General features: G+C 32.9%; 19 protein-coding genes. 15 read left to right on the forward strand and 4 right to left on the reverse strand.

Annotated elements, in window-relative coordinates; all coding sequences use genetic code 11:
• Window positions 1-5: 5 nt before the first annotated feature.
• Both QZ138_RS04025 and QZ138_RS04030 read right to left on the reverse strand, forming a co-directional pair.
• Window positions 6-1,136, reverse strand: coding sequence for an NAD-binding protein (locus QZ138_RS04025; protein ID WP_292886487.1), 1,131 nt, complete (start codon window positions 1,134-1,136; stop codon window positions 6-8).
• 140 nt (window positions 1,137-1,276) lie between these two features.
• Window positions 1,277-1,993 (reverse strand): DUF4013 domain-containing protein, encoded by a 717-nt coding sequence (locus tag QZ138_RS04030; protein ID WP_292886490.1) that lies wholly within the window; start codon window positions 1,991-1,993, stop codon window positions 1,277-1,279.
• Window positions 1,994-2,484: 491 nt separating this feature from the next.
• On the opposite strand from QZ138_RS04030, the gene QZ138_RS04035 reads away from it, so the two are divergent.
• A complete protein-coding gene (locus tag QZ138_RS04035; RefSeq protein ID WP_292886493.1) occupies window positions 2,485-3,612 on the forward strand; it encodes a site-specific integrase in 1,128 nt (375 codons plus the stop codon).
• 248 nt (window positions 3,613-3,860) lie between these two features.
• Here the strand turns inward: QZ138_RS04035 and QZ138_RS04040 are convergent, their stop codons facing one another.
• Window positions 3,861-4,349: a hypothetical protein gene (locus QZ138_RS04040; RefSeq protein ID WP_292742704.1), complete on the reverse strand. Its 489-nt coding sequence runs from the start codon at window positions 4,347-4,349 to the stop codon at window positions 3,861-3,863.
• 1,151 nt (window positions 4,350-5,500) lie between these two features.
• Between QZ138_RS04040 and QZ138_RS04045 the strand changes: the two genes are divergently transcribed.
• The 13 genes from QZ138_RS04045 to QZ138_RS04105 all read left to right on the forward strand — a co-directional run bounded on the left by QZ138_RS04045 (window position 5,501) and on the right by QZ138_RS04105 (window position 13,508).
• Window positions 5,501-5,659, forward strand: coding sequence for a hypothetical protein (locus QZ138_RS04045; protein WP_292742707.1), 159 nt, complete (start codon window positions 5,501-5,503; stop codon window positions 5,657-5,659).
• A 52-nt stretch (window positions 5,660-5,711) separates the two neighbouring features.
• Entirely contained in the window at window positions 5,712-5,846 is a 135-nt protein-coding gene (locus QZ138_RS04050; protein ID WP_292742709.1) for a hypothetical protein, read from the forward strand.
• 14 nt (window positions 5,847-5,860) lie between these two features.
• On the forward strand, window positions 5,861-6,163 hold the full coding sequence (locus tag QZ138_RS04055; protein WP_292886496.1) for a hypothetical protein: 303 nt from the start codon (window positions 5,861-5,863) through the stop codon (window positions 6,161-6,163).
• A complete protein-coding gene (locus tag QZ138_RS04060; RefSeq protein ID WP_292886498.1) occupies window positions 6,144-6,362 on the forward strand; it encodes a hypothetical protein in 219 nt (72 codons plus the stop codon). Before QZ138_RS04055 ends, QZ138_RS04060 begins: the two co-directional genes overlap by 20 nt.
• Before the next feature lies 1 nt (window position 6,363).
• Window positions 6,364-6,501 (forward strand): hypothetical protein, encoded by a 138-nt coding sequence (locus tag QZ138_RS04065; protein ID WP_292742714.1) that lies wholly within the window; start codon window positions 6,364-6,366, stop codon window positions 6,499-6,501.
• Window positions 6,502-6,515: 14 nt separating this feature from the next.
• Window positions 6,516-7,070, forward strand: a complete 555-nt coding sequence (locus tag QZ138_RS04070; protein WP_292886500.1) for a hypothetical protein — start codon at window positions 6,516-6,518, stop codon at window positions 7,068-7,070.
• Window positions 7,071-7,094: 24 nt separating this feature from the next.
• Entirely contained in the window at window positions 7,095-7,598 is a 504-nt protein-coding gene (locus tag QZ138_RS04075) for a hypothetical protein (protein ID WP_292886503.1), read from the forward strand.
• Window positions 7,599-7,610: 12 nt separating this feature from the next.
• Window positions 7,611-9,305: a hypothetical protein gene (locus tag QZ138_RS04080; RefSeq protein ID WP_292886506.1), complete on the forward strand. Its 1,695-nt coding sequence runs from the start codon at window positions 7,611-7,613 to the stop codon at window positions 9,303-9,305.
• A gap of 361 nt (window positions 9,306-9,666) precedes the next feature.
• A complete protein-coding gene (locus QZ138_RS04085) occupies window positions 9,667-9,981 on the forward strand; it encodes a hypothetical protein (protein ID WP_292886508.1) in 315 nt (104 codons plus the stop codon).
• An 81-nt stretch (window positions 9,982-10,062) separates the two neighbouring features.
• On the forward strand, window positions 10,063-11,364 hold the full coding sequence (locus QZ138_RS04090) for a hypothetical protein (RefSeq protein WP_292886510.1): 1,302 nt from the start codon (window positions 10,063-10,065) through the stop codon (window positions 11,362-11,364).
• A gap of 57 nt (window positions 11,365-11,421) precedes the next feature.
• Window positions 11,422-11,934: a GNAT family N-acetyltransferase gene (locus QZ138_RS04095; protein WP_292886513.1), complete on the forward strand. Its 513-nt coding sequence runs from the start codon at window positions 11,422-11,424 to the stop codon at window positions 11,932-11,934.
• Between the two features lie 68 nt (window positions 11,935-12,002).
• Entirely contained in the window at window positions 12,003-12,152 is a 150-nt protein-coding gene (locus QZ138_RS04100) for a hypothetical protein (protein WP_165814015.1), read from the forward strand.
• Window positions 12,153-12,557: 405 nt separating this feature from the next.
• Window positions 12,558-13,508, forward strand: a complete 951-nt coding sequence (locus QZ138_RS04105; RefSeq protein ID WP_292886518.1) for a hypothetical protein — start codon at window positions 12,558-12,560, stop codon at window positions 13,506-13,508.
• An 810-nt stretch (window positions 13,509-14,318) separates the two neighbouring features.
• On the opposite strand, the gene QZ138_RS04110 is transcribed toward QZ138_RS04105, so the two are convergent.
• Window positions 14,319-19,838, reverse strand: a complete 5,520-nt coding sequence (locus tag QZ138_RS04110) for an Ig-like domain repeat protein (protein WP_292886521.1) — start codon at window positions 19,836-19,838, stop codon at window positions 14,319-14,321.
• 228 nt (window positions 19,839-20,066) lie between these two features.
• On the opposite strand from QZ138_RS04110, the gene QZ138_RS04115 reads away from it, so the two are divergent.
• A complete protein-coding gene (locus QZ138_RS04115) occupies window positions 20,067-22,463 on the forward strand; it encodes a PQQ-binding-like beta-propeller repeat protein (protein ID WP_292886525.1) in 2,397 nt (798 codons plus the stop codon).
• Window positions 22,464-22,525 lie beyond the last annotated feature (62 nt).

Below are 22,525 nucleotides of genomic sequence, written 5' to 3' on the forward strand. Positions count from 1 at the left end.
TGTACTTAATTTATTTCTTTTGATGTGATTTTAGCTATTTCTTCATTTGTCAGGTTTACGCCGATTATTTCTTCCTGTTTTTCTAGATCTTTCAGCAGCTTATCGAATGCTACTTGGTCAGGGCCTGAAATGAAATGGGAATGCACGGTATTCACGGTTTTATATAAGTTTTCCAATGCATGCCTCTGGTCATCATGGCTGTTTAAATAATTCTGGTATCGTTTTCCGTCATGCAATTTCATTGCTTTGATTTCACGTGTCAGGGGTGTTTCAATTCCTGGAATGTGGTAATCTATGGTTTCCAATGTGCAGCCATGCTTTGCAATTAACCTGAATTCGTCATATATCTCATCAACAGTATGTTTTACTGTAACTCTTAAGATATGCGGCCTTGCGGATTCGTAGTACAGGTCTTCTCCTCCAATTATTTCCGGTGACACAATCTTATCTGCCCCGGCTTTTCTAAGTCTTTTGATGTTGTCGAGTTTGCTGGCCCTTGTGACAATCCATGCATCTGGATTTGTTTCCCTGATGGTCAATACGATATACAGGTTGTTCACGTCATCTCCGGTACATATTATGACGCTTCTGCATTTTTTGCCCGCCAGTTTTGCTATAAGGTCATCTTCAATTGCATCTTCATTTATGACGATGAGATTATCTGTTTCTTTAAGGGATTCGCATTTGTCCTTGTCCTTGTCTATTACAATCACGTTCTGATTTCTTTCAAGCAGCTCTTCAAGAACCACTTTTCCAACTCTTCCTAAACCGCAGATAATATAATAATCCTTCATCACTTCAATGGCTTTCATTTTTTTGGCTCCTTGTGAATATTTACTCATTTTTTCCTGGAAATTTGTTAAAATAATATTAAATACATATGCAAGTAATGCGACTCCTCCAATCGCCAGGGTGGTTGCAAATATCTTTTGAATTCCGGTGGACGGCAGGAAATCCCCATATCCTACGGTTGTCATTGTAATGGTTGCATAGTATATTGAGTCAAACCAGCCCAGATTCATTATATAATGTGTGCCGACGATTCCGTAAATGAAGAGAGCAGTTATAAAAATAAGGCCGTTGTCTATGTATCTTGTCGGCATTTTTGTTAAGATTTTAAATGTTATTTTTCGCATATGACTTTCCCTAAACTTAATATAATTATATTTATGCATTAATATATTTTAAATATTTGAAAAATGCCGGATAATCTTGTGTCAAAAAACAGGATTGATGAGATGGTCATTATTTAAAAAAAGAAAAAAGAGTGGTTTTATTATACTTCAGAGTATAATAAACCAATAACTCTGTGGTAGAATAATACCAGGTAAACCATAGCGATACCTAACAGTACATTTCCGAGTATATTGTTTATTCTGGCAACAAGGCCTGTAACGAATATGATGGCCACAGCTATGATTATGATGATGAGTATTGCTGTAATAAGTTTGCCGATACCAACTCTGGATATGTCTCCGATAGCTTCCCCTACAGCTAAAGCTTCACCAATACTGTCTGTTTTTGCCAATCTGCATCTGGCCATGAAGTTTGCTAAAGCAAATACTATAATTAAGATTATGCTGATTATGGTTAGGATCCAGTCTCTGAAGATAAATCCTAAAACAAAAATGATGACTGCAGGGATAAGGTAATATGCGATATCAACAGCAAGTAATTTGATTGCATTTGGAACCTGCCTTGCGAAATCAATGTTGGGGGTGTCACTTCTTCTTTCAATACCGTATTTTACAACGTCCAGTCCATATCCTTTAATCAGAAACAGCAATATAATGAAAACAATGATTCCAAGAATTGCCACTCCGTCAAGAGCAAAAGAGGATGCTCCTGTTGTACCTGCAGCAGTTAAAAAAGCGATTATTGATGTTCCTCCGACAATTGCTGCAATTATTCCTAAAACTATGTATAAAACTAAAGCTTTAATATTATGTAATGGATATATCAAAGCCTCACTTATTATGTCTCCTAAATTCATTTAATTCACCTTCTTTTTTATTATCGAACTCAGTATGAGTAAGTATTAGTTTTATTTATCGTTCAATATAAATATTGTTATAATCTACATTCATTGAATCTTTGCATGTTTTTGATGCATTTGATTTCAAAAAACATGAAAATAATAATGTTTTTGAAGTGTGAAGAGAAATTCCAATAGTAAAAATAATTCAGTGATTTTAAAAAATCTTATTAATGGTCAGCATCATACAAAATATTGTTTTAGAATAGGTGAGATATTATGAAACCCGTTGATATGGAGTTACAAAAAATATCCGACACTTAAAAAGTGTGGGATATTATGCATCCGACTGACATGCAGTAATCGAAAATATCCGACACTATAAATGTGTGGGATATTATGCATCCTATAGATATGGAGGTATTGAAAATATCTTACACTTCTTGTAAATAATACTTATCAAATGCTCTCTATGAAAATATATTATATATTTTGTAGAAAGTGATAGTATGGATAACGAACTTTTAGATGAAATACACATGATGCGAAATCATGCGAAACGGACACGAGAAGTATACAAGGATGCTGTAAACAAATACACTACTTTTTGTTCAATGTCTTTGGAAGAACTGTTGAAAGAAGCAGAAGCTGAAGAAGATGCAGGCATCAAATGGAAAAAAAGAAAATTAAAAAGAAGATTGTTAACATTCAGACAACACTTGTTGGAAAACTATGCATTGAATACAGTCAACACTCTTTTAAGACCTATTTTAACAATATACAAATATTTTGAGATTGAACTGTTCCCATTGCCTCCAGTCAACAAAAAGAATGTCACTACTTCAGAACCTATAAGATTCAGTGATTTGCCGGACAAAGAACTGTTAAGGAAAGCACTAAGTGTTGCCAGTCCTTTAATGTCTGCTGTCATTTGCTTTATGGTTTCAAGTGGTTGTGCTAAAAGAGAAGTACTTAATTTAACAATCGGAGATTATATTAAGGCCTTAAGTGACTATACAGATAAGAAAGATATCTATGAAATCATTGAGGATTTGGGCAACGCAGAAAATGTAGTTCCTACATTCAATATCAGAAGACAAAAAACTGATAAACATTACACTACCTACTGCAGTCCTGAAGCTGTTAATGCGATAAATTCATATTTGTTAAGCAGGAATGATCCTTTAACTAATGACAAATCTCTTTTTAAGATTAATTCAACTTATCTTTCGGAAATGTTTGTTGCTATCAATGATGGATTGGGTTTTGGCAAAGTTGGATATTTCAACAGGCTTAGAAGCCATATGCTCCGTAAGTTCCATGCATCTGCACTTTACAATGACGGCATGAGTCTGGATGATGTAAATGACTTGCAGGGAAAGGCTAAAAACAAAACCGATCAGTCTTATTTCATGACAAATCCTGAAGATTTGAAATATGAATACATCAAGCATCTTCATGCTGTAACTATAAATAAGGAAGTTGAAAAGCTGTCCATCAAATCTCCTGAGTTTATGCAAATGGAGAATGAAAAGAATAAGCTTGAATCAGAACTTGTTGACATTAGAAAAGAGATGGATGATGTTAGAGAAATGAAAAGAGAACTGGAAGGTCTCAAAGCAAAAGTTGGAAAATAAGAATGATGAATGTGGTGGCATCTTACTTGTGAGATGCTCCTACCAAACATTCATTTATTTTAATTTTAATGTTGATATAACTAATAGCTACTTTTTTTCTTTTATTTTAATCAACTGGTTTTTACATTAACTGCCGTGATTTTGAAAATAATGTCTTGTTTTAAATTGCAGTAGTATATGAACTGGTTCTGGATTGTTGGTTTTGGATAGCTGATGGCGGGTGTTAATGTTGGTTGGTAACAGGTAAGCTATGATGATTCAAGTATTCTTTCGCCTTTTTCGGTTAATCTAAATATTTTGCCGGTTTTAACTTCGGGGTTGATGCATTCCATGACTCCCATGTCAAGCAGATGTTTTATGTTATTGTAAATAAAATTATTACTTCTAATGCTGCCGATTTCAGGATGCAATACCTGATCAACATCTGACATGTCCCAGTTTTTACGTCCGACAGATTTGTTCCAGCGATAGATTACAAGACTCATGTGCCTTGATATGAATCCTTTTTCCAAACCTTCTTTGATGTCATCAAATTCAGTTATTTCAATAAAATACATTCTGCAGGAATATATTCCATACTTTTGAGCTTTTTCTTTTGGAGGAATGCTTCCCATGAACTTCAAGGCGTCTTCATGTGTGCTGTTCCAGGTTAATCCGGATTCATCATTCTCATCTTCGAAGTCAACTACATTTTCACAAATCCATTGCAATAAATTTCGGTCGTTTTTCCTAATCATTTTTTTACTTCTCCCTGTTTTCATGAGTGGTGATTATTATTTTTTTTAACGAGCGTATTTATAGTGAATGAGAGAGCATTTGGTAAGTATTATTTCAATAATTTCACATGGGATAAATTAAACGAGATGCTTTTATTTTTGTTTAATTGACTGCATTGACATTAACGTTGGTGTTATTGAATCCATAATATTGTTTTGAATTGCATATGGAAAAGTAAGTTTTAAATTGGAAATTGCAGTCGTTAATGTCTGATTTATCAATTGAGTGAATTTTATCGTTTAAGATATTACTGCACTGCTATTGTAATTATTCATGATGTTAGATGGATAGCTGTATTGTTGAAATATTTAAATGATTATGAAATAATAATAGCTATGGTGAGTCTTTAAAAAAACTTAAATAGTGTTCTGCATCTGAATTTATATTTTCATTATTTTGATTTGAGATGAAATTTTATGGCCATGATTTTTTGGGTTTTCGAATTTTTGATTTTATACATTTCACTTTTCCCGTCGAATTTTAATATTGAATTGTTTATACAAATTCTCAAAAACACTATGCTTAAAGTCAAGTATTACAATGTTATATTTAAACAGTTTCTAAAAATATGCCAAACAAAATGTTTATATACACAAAATTATAGACCTTAAAATAGTCATTACTGACTGAAAGCAATTTTACGAAGTGGGGGCAATACTTCACACTCGTACAACTTTTCCTTGGTAATGTCTGTAAATAAATATCTGGAGGTAAAATATCAAAAAAGCAGTGAGAAAAAAAGATCATAATAAAAGGATTATAAAAAAATAATTTTATTTTGGATAACGAACTATAAAATATTTTTAATATAATCCTGTAATGGGTCAGTAAGAAAAATAAAAATAATTAGACATGTCCACAAAAACATAGTTAAAAATTAATACTTTTCAAAACTTAACCCAATATCTAGTTTATTTTAAGCAATATATAAATATTTATACATATTAAACCAGAGCCAACTTATCTTATTCTAAATATTCGGTAAAGAATGGAAAATTGATTTTACAACATACTATTTTTATTTTCAAAGACTTCTGGCCCATAACAAGTTTTCAGACTGTTGATTATTAAACCCGTTTATGATTACGGGAAAAATAGGAGACAAAAGATCATGTGTGAAGTAATAAAACAGCGGCCAAATGAAATAATTATCTTCAATAACTTCAGGGCACTTGAAGAATGCATTGCCGAAATTCAGGAAACAGAAAACATCCGCAATGAAAGGGAATTCTTCGAGTCATACAGAATCAAGATAATGAAACTGGACTAAATACCAGAAGTGTAGAATTTAAATTTAATATCATGACAGGAGTCTTTAAAATATGATGGAACAAGAAATTGACGGTAAAATCCACGTTGTGGTCCCAAAAGAAATGTGGGAAAAAATGTGGAATATTTTTGATAGAATTGACCAATTGGGCATTGACATAAATAGCTGTTCACAATTTGAAAGATAGGAGGCTGAAAAATAATGGCAACCTCAATCAATCAATTCGAAGACAATTTCCATGGCATCTTAACCCATAGCGGTGAGGTCAAAATTGCCAAAGGAGATATGGAACAGGAAATCCTCTACATTGACGATGACGGCATAGTATTGATGGACGGAGGTAAACACGCATACCAGGCAGCAATACATGCCAAACTATTGTCATTAATCCAATATGCAACAGAGGGTGATATTGGATTTATCAAATTCATAAGAGGGGAACCTTTCATTGTCGGATTCAGGAAAAACAAAAGAGATGGTAAATATGGAAAATGCAATCCTTGAAATGCAGCAAAACCTCAGAGACGGTTTCTTTGTCGCATTTGTATCTGCAAATAAAGATCACTACTTTCCAGTTACCAAATCAGATGACATTGCTTTCCTGAATGATAACAGAATATACATCCATAGAAAAAACGGATGGACTTCAATAATTAACTTGAATTTAATTGTTGAAATATGCATCAGGCGTGAGTTGAGTTAAAATGTCCAAACCAGCAAGATTATATCCAAAAGAAGAACCGATGAGGCCAAATCCAAAAATGATTTGGATTGGAAGCATTATATTTGCCATAGCTATCGGGTGGTTTGGAATCACAACCGCAAGCTTCGGAGTATTATAAAAAAGGTGATAATAATGGTAAAAGCAGAACTAATTGAAAATCCACAAGAGACTGAAATAGTCACTGCTGTTGATAATGTCCCGGATGTTGATGTAGCTATTGAACAGTGGGACGCTTATCAAAAACTCTGCAAAGGATTATTGAATGACAGTGACTATCAGGAAATAATTGTTAAAGAAAAAGATGAAGACGGAAACTACGTTAAAGTGAAAAGACACTTCAAGAAAAAGTCAGCATGGCAGAAGCTCTCAAGGGCATTCAATGTTGATACTGAAATTGTTGACCGTGACCTTGAAAGGACAAAAATGGGCAGAATCAGAGAAGCATACTACTGCGTGCGTGCAACATTGCCTAATGGTCGCAACGTAGAATCTGATGCATTATGCTCAAGGTCTGAAAAAGGTAAAGACAAAGTGTCTGACCACACTATAATGAGCACTGCAAAGACACGTGCAACTAATCGTGCAATAGCTGAACTGATTGGAGCAGGTGAAGTGTCAGCAGAAGAGATGTCCGCAGAAAAGATTGTATCACAATCAAAATTTTTAAAAGAGGATAATTCCTCTTAAATATTTTTTTAGGAGACAAATAAAATGAGTTTTGAAAATACCAGACAAACAATATTTACAGGTACAGAATTGGACTTTGAAGAAATCGTTGAAATCCCGGAAGGATATGAAAAAGCAGAACTAAGGGACTTTGAAGATGGAACTTTAATAACTGGCAGGCCTGAAATGTCATCTGTCACATCCTACACTTTCGATGATGACGGTGAGGAAAAAACCATTAACCGTTTTAAATTATTCATTTTCAAAGATGATGAAAAAATATACGTTGAAATAAACGTTAACCTCAAAAACGATGGTGACCTTCACAAAAACATCAGAAAAGGAAGTGTACTCTTTGACTTCATAACCTCTATCTTAGAATTGGAAAATACAGGAAGTGTTGGCAGATCCAATATCTTAAGAAACGTCAACCTCACTGAATACAGGGAATTCGTAAACAACTTAGGTGAAATGACAATACAGGTCAAAGAAAAGTCCGGAAGCTATATCTATTACAGTTTCATCGTACGTGACGTTCAGGTAAAATAAGTGGGTGTATGAATGAGTAATGTAGCTGAATTACCGACAAAGGATACAATAACTCTCATTATCAACAGGGACAATGTTGATAAGGTCACATATGTATTTAAAAACAGGTATGGTAATAAAATCGGAGAATATCTAAATAAATCTCCCGCTACATTATCTTCCCAAAGCAATGTCGCAAGACAGTTCAAGCAGATTATAAATCCTAACGGCGAGTTGGAACCGAGACAGGTCAACAACCAGTTTTCAGAACTTAAGCAATTGCTGCAGCTTCACTATGAAAATGAGCTATCTGTTATCGAGCAGGAAATAGCTGACAAGAAACAGGCCGAGCAGGAAAAGGATTCCAATAAATTAAAGGAAGCTATCACCAAATTGCAATCTCTAAGCTGTCCTTTAGTTTATATTGGAAGTCTTGTTGAATGGTTTACTGCAGGTGAGCGCAACAACATAATGTATGCATTTACCGTATATGCGGGACAAGTTATCCTCAAAAATCCTGTTTCTGTAATATGTCTTGGCGAGGCAAGCAGCGGCAAATCACATATTCAGGAAACAGCATTAAGACTGATTCCCAAAAGGTTTGTTGTCAATGAAAAAAAGATTACCGAGGCTGCACTCTTCAACCGTGCCAAAAAGGACAGATATTTCTATGACGGGATGATTGTCAATTATGGAGATATGGGAGGAAGCAATGACCATGAATTCATGGAGGAGTCCAAAAACCTCATGAAGGAACTTCAGTCTGACGGCTTTCTAAACAAGCCATTAAACATTCCGGACGGTGAAGGCGGATGGGATGTAAAAGACCTGGAACTTGAAGGCAAGCCATGCCTGACATATACTACCGTACCTAATCATTATTTTGATGATCAGGAAATGAGCAGAAGCATTTTCATCACACCTAGAATGGACAATCAGAAAATCTTCAACAGAAGAAAAAGTGCACTGGAATTCAAGCACGGCAAAAGCTATAGGATTTTAAAGCAATACGAAAAGGAAGCTGAACTGGTGCCATACATGCTATTGCATCTAAAGGAGGTATTTGAAAATACTGTAGTGATAAATCCCTATGTTCATTTTGTCATAGACTTTTTAAAGAATTCTTCTTTTTACAAAAGGGATTTTGACAAGTTCAATGGGTTACTTAAAACAATAACTGCCCTGAACTATTATAATCATAAAGTCTATGATGTTGACGGAAAAAAGGTGGTGCTCACAAATATTGCTGATGTGCAATTGTTCATGAGTCTTTTAAGACCATACAAGGAAAGCATATCTGCAAACCTTGCACCAAAAGCTGTTGAGGTTCTAAACGATATCAGAAACAATATTGATGATTGGAAGATAAGCAAGGACAGGGAAGTGCTGAACATGGGAATTACAACCAATGATTACTTCACACTTCAAAGCCTAGGATTGAGCAAGGCATCAGCCAGGAAATATATGTATGAACTGGCTGACAAGGGATTTCTACAGATTACTGACAGGTCAGGAAGATCCAATGTATATGACCTTGCAAAAAGTGAAGTTGAATCAATCAGCTATGATTTAAAGCACATGGACGATTCAGTATATGATGATATCTGCTATGAGATTGGACAGTGGGTTGTAGACATTATGAAGGAAGATAAATTTATTGAGGGGTTAAGTATAATGAACTTTGATTCAGATATAAGAAAACCAATATGGATTGGCAAAAAACCATAAAAACTGAAAAACCATGAAAACCAAAAAACTAAAAAAACCATGTAAACTTATAAAAACTTTTGTAAAAGTTTTTTTAAAAAATTGTTTATAATTGTTTTTAGATAAATTAGAGGATTTTGCTTTGGTTTTAGGGAGTTGGTTTTTGCAAAAAACTGAAGTTCCGGAAATGTGTGGGGGCATGTTTAACAAGTGGCCCTGCATACTCCGGCAAAATTTGGTTTTTTAAAAAATCATTTTCGTGAAACTTCTTATGGATTGTTATTATTTGATTTAAAGGATTTTAAGGAGTTTTTAAAAAAACCATCAAAAAAGTTTACAATAATTTTTATGGTTTTTATGGTTTTTATAAAAATTGATTGTTATGAAATCAATTAAACAGCAGATAATCGAAGCCAAAAAAGAAAAACGAGAAAGAGAGGAAGAGTTGTGGTTTGTGGATTACTGCAACAACTGCAAAACAGGATTGGCTTCAGAACATGATATTCCCTGCCATCATCCATACTACTGCTGGCATGAAGGCGAATCAGCCATTGTACAATCAGGGATTGTCCGGATAGATGAGTTTAGAAGGCTGCATGGATACGTCACATCACAGATGTATTGGGAGTATAAGGAGTTGAGAAAAAGGCAGCGCCAATTGATATGGCAGGGTAGAAGAAAATTATTGAGAGATTAAAACAAATAAATTTATTACTAATTTTATATAAAAAATATAATAAACAATATAATAAAAAATTATAATTGGAAATGATATGTCATGGGAATTACTGATTATATTAGAACCAGATTATTGAATAATCGTGTGGAGCAGTACAACACCAAGCGCAGCTATTGGGGTGAAAGTGAAAGACAGCCTAGAGTCGATGGAATCAACACAGGTCTTGATCTTGTCGATGCACTTCCGCCAGTGATAAATAAAACAATAGCCAATGCACGTTATGCTGTTAAGCTTGACGGTTATACTTCAGGAATTTTGAAAAACAGAATTGATAAGGCCAATGTCAATATTGTTCTTGTGGATAAGGAAAACAGGCTTTCTCAAGAGCAGAAACTAACGTTAATCCTTTGGGCCAGAAAAATTGATATTAGACAAGTGGCTAAGGAGATCCTGCAGGGCGGAATGGTTGACGGTGAAGGCCTTATAAAACCGGTGCAGCGCTGGGATAAAAGTATTGGCAAATACATCAAGCCAATATTTCTTGAAATTGGTGCGCACGGTTACGGACTGAAAAAGGAATTCAATGACGATAATGAAGTCCAGCTGTACCTTCATGAGATGCCGAAAGATATCGTTAACGGGTCTCCCGAAGACTTTAACAACTATGTAAGTGTTGAGGAAGGAACATTAACGGTAAAGTATGAAGCTGGTGAGGTTATTAACTTCATGTACAATGAAATCTACGGCGAAGCCCAAAGCATCATCTTAAATTGCCTTGATGACATTTACCATAAATGCAACCTGGAGAGAAACCAGGTTGAAAGAATCAATAAGGACAATATCATTGAAGTCAAGCCATCACTTGACGCTAACGGTCAGCCTATAATAACCGAGTTGTCATCAACAGCTAAAGAGAATCTTTATGCAGATTATGGTACAACTGCAGATTCCAATGTAGCTATTGTGCCTCCGGGAATTGAATCCAAAATTTTAGGTGGTAACAACTACCAGTCAGATTATACCAGACAAACAGAAATCTTCAGGAACAATATCTTAAGAACTTTTGTAACTCCCCAGTCTCAGGCAGGTAATGAAAAGTCCAATCAGAACGTTGCTGAATACATTAACGATTCAGCCATAACAGGATTTATTGTTAATGTGGCTAATGACCAGAAATGGGTGTTAAAGTATTGCAACCATCTATTGAATATGCAGTTGGAGTTAATGGGCATCAGCGAAACTTTGGATGTTTACTTCAGCTATTCAAGAGATGATGTGTTAAGGTACATTATGGAACTTTCAGCTGAGGGTGATGAAATCTATAAGAACTATTTAAGTAACTTTGAGGAGGAACAGCCTGTAGGTGAAAGGATTCTGACTGATAGTGGTGTTGAAATATAATGTGAAATATTTGTTTCATAAGTATCTTTAAATATTATTTTATCTAATATATTATACATGAAAATTTCCAATATAGATAACTTAAAAATTGTTAAAACTAACTTAGAACAGTTAAAAACAATTGATTTTGATTGTGGTGACGAAGATTTAAATGAATTCCTATTAAAAGATTCCGTTGAAAATATTAAGAATAATCTTTGCACAATATTTTTATGTATCTATGAGGAGGATGTTGTTGGATTTTTTTCATTATCTGCAGATTCAATTAAAATTAATGAAAAACTTAAAATCCAATATCCTCAATATCCTGCAATTAAAATTGGTAGGTTGGCGGTGTCTAAGGAATTTCAAAACCAGCATATTGGAAGTTTAATGATAGATTGGGTTGTTGGGTTTTGCAGAAATTTAGGAAATGAAATTGGTATTAGATTTGTTTCAGTTGATGCATATAATAACACCAAAACTGTAAACTTCTATAATCACAATCAATTTGTAGAATTGGAATCTGTAAATAAGAAAAATAGAAGGAATATTCCTATGTATAGGGATATCTGTGAAAAATTAAACTAGCACAATATATTTAAATAAAGTGCAATATACTATTTAATATAATAGTTAAAATATGGAGGATGTAAATCATGGCAAGTAAAGTAAATGCTACACCAACATTAGATGGTATCGATGCAAAAAGATTCATTGAAAAATTAAATTCTCCGTCAACACCAAAAGAGGTAGAATCATTAAAAAGAGCTGATGAGGTATTTAAAAAGATTAAATATATTCATTAAATTCTTTTTTTAATTGTACCTAAATTATTTTCATTTTTTATCAAAGGATGGAGATATCATATTTACATTGTTTATTTGAAGGTAAAAACTTCATTAGAAGTTCAGCCTGTATATCCTTGTCTCGACGAGGGGCGAATTGGGTGGTATGTGGGTTCTTCAATAATTCATGAAAATAATTATAATTTTCCCTATACTGTTTTTACAACTTTGTTTTTTTTATGTCTAAAAATTCATGATATTTTTTTCTGATTCATAATTTTTAAAACATTTCTTGAAATTAAAATTAATTTGGCAACTTATTTTTTTTAATATTTTTCCTCTGCTATCACACTAAAAATATAATAAAGATTTATATAAAATAAGTAATAAAATATATAATAATTAATATAATAAAAAGTGATAATGATGAGGCATGAACTTTTTGAAGTCGGATCCTATGACTACTCCGACCTGGACGACAGACTAATCAAACCAGTTGAATGGACAGCTGATGATCTAAAACTGATAGCTGAAAACTACCGTGGAGGAATTCCACTAACTTCAGAACATGACAATATCTATGTTGGTATTGGAAACAATATCGAATATGAGGAAGGTAAGCTATTCCTTGAAATTCCTGACGAATTGGATATGGAAGGTAAAGGCCTATCTCCCAAAGTTGATGTCTTATTGAAAGATAATGGAGATTCGTTTGGAATTGATACTATGAGTTTAATAGATGTTGGAGTTACTAAAAACCCTAGAAAAATAAGATTATTGAATTCTGAAATAACAGGTGAAACTGGAGCTAGTGGAAATCCGGAACCTCCTGCACCTCAGCCACCTGCAAAAGACACCAATGTAGCAACTAGTTTATTATTGGAAAAACTGCAAGGCAAGGATGCTGAGATTGGAAAGCTTCAGGATGAGATTAATAATCTTAAAGAAGAATCTAAAAAATATGATGAGATAAAAAAAGCTATTGAAGAAAATAAAGAATTCATTGACAGTAAAGATGATATCTTAAAAGAATTGTCTGAGCTTAGAAAAGCTGAAAATGAAAGGAAAATAAAAGAATACGAAGCTAAATATAACTTTAACTATAATGAGAATGCGCAGGATAAAGAGATAATAGATAAGCTATTATCTGGTGATGTTGATATGGAGCTAATGGAAAAACTGGCTGAGCGAAGAATAAAAATTGAAGCTAGTAAAGACGGCTCAACACCTGGAGGAAGAAATCCTGCAAACAGTGGTGAAAGTGAAGAAACCGGATCTACCGGCGGAAGTGAAGATGAAAATGCTCCTTCATTTACTACTCGTGAGGAATATAATAAGATTTTAAAGGACATGGGATTCAATAGAACTAGAATCTAGCTATGATGGTGTTTTTGCTTTTTCCACCGGAGCTAGAATTATTCATTGAATTGCTCGTTATTTGAAGGGAGAGTGTTTTTGATGTGTTTCACTCTCTCTATAATTTTTATATTTCATCTTGTGGTGTTAAACGTGCATTGAAACCCTTAATGCCTAATTAAGGGGGGACAAGCCCTCCTTTAATTACCCACGAATGCCAATGCCGAATTAACTACCATTGTCTTATTACCGACTCGGAATGGGGGACAAGCCCCCATTCCTCGGATTCGACAAAGAAATATATTTCAAAACTTAACCTCGGAACAGGGGACAAGCCCCTGTTCCTTAAACTCGACATGGCTATTATTGTTAGGTCTATAGTATTGGCCTTTCGCTTACGCTCAAGGCATCCAGTCCGACCTAAAGGTCGGACTGCATATAATGATAATGTTGCTAAAATAAAGCCTATTTGTTAGTTGATGACTTACAGAACATACCGGCAAGGGTTTGTTCCTTCCTATAGTATATGCTCGCCAATTCTATTCACCCAGGCCTCCCACACACGCCTCCGCTTACGCTCCGGCGTGGGGTCGGCCTGGGCGAATTGGCTCGCTTAAAACATGGGTGGGGACAAATGTTTTAATCTTTTACTTGGTCTTATAAATATCAGTTTATCTGCCTTTTTACATGTTAAAATTATGTTTGGATCTTGTCTCTCTGCAATCTATTTTTTTCATTTTTTAGTTAGGTTTTGATATCTGAATGTTTCCAATATATCATAATTGGAATGTAGTAAAAAAAAATTAGTATGGTGATGGTTTTATTGTGTTTTCATTTTTTAACGGTTATCCAGTTTGTGTTTTTCTGCTTGCCGTAGGTGGTTATGATTTTGCATTTTCCTACTTTCAGGTTTTTGACTTTGATTTTAGCGATTCCTTTTTTATTGGTTTTTGCCTTGTATTTTTTGCCGTTGATTTTAAATGTTATTTTCTTGTTTTTGAGTTTCTTTCCGTTTTTGTTTAAAAGCTTTGCAGTGTAGGTTAGTGTTTTTCCCTTTTTGATTTTCTTGTTCTTGGTTATTAATGTTGGTTTTACTGTGATCTTGTTTGAAACCTTTATGTTTTTATATGTTGAGGTTATTGTGTATTTGCCTGCTTTTAGGCTAAGTTTTAGTGTTGCATAACCCTGACTGTCGGTTTTTACTTTAACACTATTCTTGTTTATGCTAATAGTAACAATTGAATTTTTAACCGGAACATTATTGTTCAGTACCTGCAATTTATACTCTTTATTTGCACCGTAATACTGTACAATGTTTTTGTTGCCGGTAATCTTATAATTGTTATTTAATACATTAAAAGAACCGGAGGCGATTGCCATTGAAAGTAAATCAGAACCCTGATATGTTGCAGTGTAGGTATAACTTCCCACTTTAAACTCACCAAGGTTTCTTGATCCAACACCATCAGTAATGATGATTCTATAATAATTACCGTTAATCTCAAGAACCAGATCACCGGACACTTTATGATTATTAACGTCACTCAGTGTGGCTGTAACAATCAAATCATCATCAGCATTAACATTGGCAATGCTTACTTTTAATACTGATTGTACTTGATTTAAAATAAGTATCTCAGATACTGCTTTTGACTCATAATTATTATCACCATTATATATCACGATAAGATTATAGGAACCTGTATTCAATGGACTGATTAGCCATGAAGCATTACCATTAACAATTGTCCTGTTTCTTGGTGAGTATTGTCCCTGAATGCGGAAAGTAACATTACCTGTCGCATCACCATTTAAAACAGCATCAATTTGAATATTAGTGTTTAACACTAATGGTGTAGTCTTAATTGTTATTGTTGGGGTTGCCTTTTTAACATTAACATTAACGGAGGCATCTGATCCTTGATATATCTTATCTCCATTATATTTGGCAGTTAAAATATAATCCCCTGCAGGAACATTGCTAAATACAGCATTTGCCTGATTTCCAGTTAAGCTAATTGTTTGTGATTGATTGTTTAATGTGAATGTTACGCTTCCGCTTGCACCATTTGTGACAAATGCGATTACGCTAAAAGATTCACCATAAGTAATGTTGGATGTGCTTATTCTTATTTGGGATATGGCGTTTTTAACACTGAATTTCATATGGATTGTTTGATTGATATAATTATCATCACCGGTATAGATTACTGTCAGATCATGATCACCTGCAGCTAAATCCGGAATAATAATGCTTGAAGACTCATTAATTATATTATTGTCCACGATGAGTGTGACATTACCAGATGCACCCTCCGGTAATGTGGCAGTAATTATTTCAATTTCACCGGCAAGAATATCCTTGATGTCAATGTTTATTTTAGCAGGAGTAACAGTTACAGTGTCAGTGTATGTTGTGTTTTTATATGTGACTGTAATATTGTATTTTCCGGCTTTACTTGTAACAGGCAGTCTTGCAACTCCATTCTCATCAGTAGTTAGATTAATAGTTTCATTTTTAAATAAAACAGTGATATTTGTGTATTCGTAAGGATTATTGTCAGTGTCAAATAATTTTATAATATAATAGTTTAATTCCTGTTCAGTGATAATTGGCTGAGTAGTGTTAATGATTGCTTTTCCCTCAATATGTTTTGTTGTATTCCATGAAACATATGAATAATAATTGTCCCCCAGATAAAGTACATAAATATAGTTTGTGCCTCTTTTGAATTTAACATTGAAGTTGCATGAACCGTTAGTTAAATTTTTTATTATAACCTCATCATTATTAATGTATACTCCCACTTCACCGGTACAGTCCATATAATCAGTTTTAACAATGACATTGCCTGTTAAATCATCATTATTGCTTATAGTGACTGTTAAGTTAGTGTGTTTTCTATAAACGCTAAAAGTGGTTGTTGCATTTGACGGAGCGTATTTCTTATCTCCCGGATAGAAAACACTTACGGTGTATATTCCATCATGAAGATCAGTAATTGTAATCGGAGTAACGGTATTGTTGATGAATATTGTACTGTTCACTCCATTAATACAGAGTATTGCTTCGCCTCTAACATCTCCCGGGTTTATTGTGAGATTTAAAATTGCAACACCTTCACCTTCATTAATATTTTCACTGGTTAAAGTCAAATTGGTTTTCCATTTGCTTACAACAAAGAGTGTGCTTGCAGAACCTGATTCATAATATTCATCCTCATCAAATATTACTGTAATATTATATACTCCAACGTTTCTGGTGATTGTTAAAGTTCTGGTTGATTGTGTGTCCGCTTCATGAACATATAATCCATTAACATATAGTTTACCATATAATTTGGCGTCATCCGGTGTGATTGTGATTGTTATTTTACCTTTTTCACCATATCTGACTTCAGGGGCAACAACAGTAATGTTGGTTTTAATCTTATAAACAGTGCATTGATAGATATTGTTCAGGAGTTTGAAATATGTATTGTCTCCATTGTAGGATATTTTGACTGTGTAATTTCCTGGTTTTAAGTTGGATGGCAATGTGAAATTGCAGGTTCCGTTATCTAATGTTAGGATGTAGTTTTGGTTATTGAATGTAAAAGTGATATTTCCTGTAGGTGTGCCATAATCTCCACTGACGTTCATTTTGAATTGGATTTCGCCGTCTTTATATGTGATGTTGTTGTATTCAACTGTTATATTGGCAAATTCTTTTCCCACATCCACAAGACTAACATGCTTGTCATAGCCTAATATGGTTGCTGTTATATTGTATTCATTTTTAATGCTTGTGTAGTTGAAATTGAATGTTATTTTATCATATAATGTTGTGGTTATGTTTATCCATTCTCCATTTTCATTTATTGTTGTTATTGTTGTGTTGAATCCTAGCTTGTAAGGCAATTTGTCCCAATCATTAAATACGATGGTGTCTTGTCCGTTTGTCAATGCTAAAGTTAATGTAATGTTTTGTGTTTGGTTTAATTTAATCGGATAGTACTCTTGTTCAAACGCAACTGTGAAGTAATAATTGAAATCCACATTCTGAACGGAATCATTATGGTCTAAACAATAATAATTATAGTTTATGTTGCAGTTTTTTGTTCCGGCATCATATAAGAAACTTTTTGGTGAATGTAAGCCTCCTAGAGCTCCTGATGGGTCTTTTTGATCTAAATAAATTTTTGTGTTTAATAGATAACAGTACATTACTGTTATTTTTCCGGTATTGTAAATGTTAAATGATCCGTCACCTGCAAAAAGTGGATTCCAAATGGGATTATTGTTGTCGAAGATACAACTGGTTATTTCCATTTCACCATCATTTTTAATGATTCCGTAATACCTTTTCCATCCAGTTCCACTATCTCCCCAATCTATTGTATTGTCTTTGATTATGGTTTTTGTTATTGTGGCTTTTCCAGTTTCACTATTGGAAATCACTCCTGCATAGATATGAGAATAATACTTCCATATTTCTCCGGTTGGTTGTCGAACATAACGGTATACCAAATATGAGTATGGAGCATTATTATTTAGTATTTGAGAATTATTAATAACCATTATTCCATTATTATGTATCCCAACTCCTCCCACATAAAAATTACCATTACATTTACTTATTATTGTATTGTTAATTGTTAATGTTCCGTCATTGTATATTCCGCCTAATCCTTTAAATGTTTTTGATTCTGTTATTGTGGAATTATTTATATTGCAGGTTCCAGTTGTATAAATTGATGATCCATTTCTAATGTCATTAATGCTTCCACTTGTTTGACTATTATTAAATATTGAATTTTCAATAGTAAGTTGATTGGTGTTGTAGATTGCTCCTCCATTATCTCCGGTTATTGTGTGGAATGTTGAGTTGATTATTTTTAAGTTATTGGTGTTGTAGATTCCTCCTCCATCATTTCCAATGATATTGTTAAATGCGGAGTTTATGATTGTTAGTTCTTTGGTGTTGTAGATTGCTCCCCCATTTGTTTTTTTTGTTGTGCTTTGTGTTTTGTAGTTGTTGTAGGTGTATTTGTTGTTTAATGTTTGTTGTGTTGATATTAAATATAGTGCTTGGGTACTTGTTGAGGTTATATCTTCAAATAAAGTGTTATTTAGTGAACTTTTACCATCATTGTATATTATTCTGTAGTTGATATTGGTGAAATTGACATTTTCAATGTAGAGAGTTCCTTTATTGTATATGATTCCTTTTAAGGTTGCTGTTTCTGTTGGAAGGTTGTATGGTGTATATTTATTATTGGTGAATGTTGTGTTTGTGATTTTCAGTGTTTTTGTGTTTGTTATTAATCCGTTAATGTTTGAGGGTCTTGTTTGGTAGAATTGGTTTAGGTCTTCGATTTTACAATTTTCAAGTTCTAATTCACCAGTATTGTCTATCAAACCTAAACTGTTGTCCTTAAAAGTACAGTTTATTAATTTTAAATTTCCTTTATTTGATATGATGTAGTTGTTATTTCCGATGAATGTTAGATTGATTAAAGTTATGCTTGTATTGGATTGTATTTCAAGTAATGTTTGTGTTTTATCTAAAATAAAAGAAGCATTATTTCCAGTTATGGTAATATTTTTATTTATTTGTATGGTTTCTATTGTATCTTGTAGGAGATTAATGTCAGTTAATGTGATGGTTCCTCCATTTACTGCTAAATCTATTGCTTTTTGCAGTGATTTAAAACTATTATTCCAGGATTGGTTAGATGAAAAAGTATTGTCTATGAGTATTTGTGTATTGTTTAAACTTTTAATAACTGTATTGTTTTTTATTTCTTCAAAATGCAATATATTGGAATATGTGTCGAATAGTGAAGTTGTCAAATAACTATTGGGATTTAATGTGTATGTGAATGGCACATCTGCAGTATATGTTACGCCGGGTTTTACTTCGGGGAGGTTTAAATCACCAATATTGATTTTTTTTATTAGAGTATTATTTTCATAAATGTGGATGTTGTATGTTGAAAATTCACCATCACTGTATGGAGTAACGAATGAAAAATGCATGTTTATGGTTATATTTCCGGTATCCTCAAAAGAACTGGTATCATTTACAGTTATTGCAATTTCAGGGTTATATGGCATAAAATTAGATAATATTTCATCATTTTGACTTTGACTTAATAAATTATCATATGTTTGATTATTAAAATTTTGTGATAAATTATCCTCTTCAATATGCTGTGAATTTAATGTATTCTCATCTATTTCAATTGCATTATCATTTGTTATTTCTAAAGAATCAGTATTATTTTCAGTTGCATCAATACTTGTAATATTAATTAATATTATTATAATCAAGCTTATTAATAAGTATTTTTTTACTCTTTTACTCATAATTCATTACCTTTTAATTTACTTTATATAATAATATTATGATTATTATATTTAATTTTTATTCAAGATAATTTTATATATGTTTAAATATAGATTAAATTATATTAGAAGATTTTTCAATACAACTTCAGTCATGTATGTAATAATGAAGTATCAATCTCTTTGAAAGATTTTTTAATGATTTTTAATAGTAATTTTTGAAAATGAATAAATTGAAAGGTGATAATATTGAAATCTAGATTTTTAATGTTTTCATTATTGTTGCTAGTGTTTGTTGTGGGAATAGGTGCTATTTCTGCTGAAGATACTAGTGATATTGGGGAAATATCATCAGATGAAGTTACTGATGAAGTAATTTCTGTTGATGATACTGTAACAGATGTATCAACATCTGATGCTGATGAAGTGGTTTCTGATGGTGAACCTACTCGAGGTACTTATACCTGGGGAGATTTTAAATCAGAAGTCGAAGATACAAATGTAAATACAGTTAAATTAAATCAGAGTAATATTGCTCCGTCATCAAGTAGTTCTGATCAAATTAGTATAAATCATGACATAACTATAGTTGGGGGATATGGATATTATATAGGTAACGCAGACTGGAATAGTGCTGCATCCTATAATTACATTCCAATGATTACTTCTGCAAATAATTTAAATGTTAACTTTGAAAATGTTACATTCCAATACTTGTCAAATAATATCTTCATAAAACTGATGGGTAATGGAAACTTTGCTTTTAAAAACTGTGTATTTAACAATATCAACTGTACTGGCGATCACCAATCAGTAATATGGTTAAACTACGGATATGCATTAATTGAAAATTGTACTTTTACAAATGTCAAATCTAGTTTTGGTGCAGTAACCAATTACTACACTTCTTGGGGAACTGCTGTAAACAATGCTAGAATGACCGTCAAAGGTTCCACATTTAAAGATAATCATGCTACCACTGAACCTGGAGCAATCAACAATTGTGGAAAATTAATAGTTTATGACTCAATTTTTGAAAACAATAGTGCAACATGGTGGGCTGGAGCAATCCACACTCACAGTAATGCAAATACCACTGTTGTTCGTTCTAACTTTAGAAATAATGTTGCAGGATGGAATGGTGGAGCATTATATACTTACAGTTACTTAACTGTAATTAATTCTACTTTCACTGCTAATGAAGCTCGTGGAACTGATGGTGGTGCTATAGCTGCAAGTACTTATGGTAGTAGGCCAACAATAGTTATTGAAAATTGTGGTTTTTATGAAAATACTGCAACTGGTAGTGGCGGAGCTATTTCTTTTTCCGGCGCTGGTAGATTAACTGTTGATTATTCTGTTTTTGTTAATAATACTGCTAAAAATGATAATTCTGGTCATGCTATTTTCTTTTATTATTCCGGAACCAGTTCTACTGCAGCATATTTAACTTATACTAATAATCAGTTCTATGGTCCAAATAATGGTACTGGGTCTGTTTATGTTTATAATGATAAAGTAAATCCTGTCCATTATAATAATACTATTGAAGATATTTCTAATTATGTTCCACCTGAAGAAAATGAGACATTACCAACAGGTAATGTAACAATTCCAGATGATGTTGAGATATTTGAATCTAGTTGGGATATTACATTGGATGGTGCTTTAAGTGGTACTCCAGTTATTAGTGGTAATTATATTTTAATTCCTGCAACTCATACTTTATACTGTTATAATGCTGTTAGTCAAAGTTTACTTTGGAATTTCACAACTGAACATGGTTATTTCCATGAATTAGTAGTTGAAGATAATAAAGTTTATGCTCCTGCATCAAGGGATGCATTATTTATATTTTATTTAAATAATGGTAGTTTAGTGACTTATAATAATCTTCCTCAGGCATCTAGTCTTTTTGCACCATTAATTTATAATGGAAATATTTATGTAAGTAGTGAATATGGTTATGGTGATAATAATAACACTTGGATTGCTATGGTTAGCAATGCAGATTATTCCTATGAAGGTAGTATTTTAGAGATTAATGGTATCACTTATGGTGATCAAGCATTAGTATCCAAACCATACATTTATGGTAACAATCTTTATGTTAATACTGTAAATGGTTTAATGTCTTATAATTTAGTTAGTGGCACAACTAATATTATTAGTGGTACTGTAGGCAATCCTATCATTGATGCTAACGGTAATATCTGCATTTTATCAAATAATGGTAATAATATTTCATTATTAGATTCTAATTTAAATGAGATTTCTTCAGTTGCATTAGATGGGGCTTGTGATATGTTAGTTAGTGATGGGAATGGTAATGTTTATACTGTAGATGAAAATGGATATGTTTATTATGCTAGTTATACTAGTTCTTCATTATCATGCAGTAAAACTGAATTTAACATTAATCCAATTACCTCTGCTATAACTTATTATGATGATTATCTTTATATTGGAGATAATAATGGTATATTATGGGTATTCGATGTCGATTGTTTAAGTTTAGATGAACTTGATGTAAATAGCTTATATGGTGCATTTGATGCAGGTTCTGCAATTACTGGTGGTATTACTGTAAATAATAATGGTAACATATACTTTGGTACTGCTGATGGATGTTTTTATAGAATATAAACTAATATTGAAAAAAGGAATCTAAACTATATATTGAAGTAGTTATTTGGATTATATTAAAC

The sequence above is a fragment of the Methanobrevibacter sp. UBA212 genome (genome assembly GCF_905233225.1).
GTDB lineage: Archaea > Methanobacteriota > Methanobacteria > Methanobacteriales > Methanobacteriaceae > Methanocatella.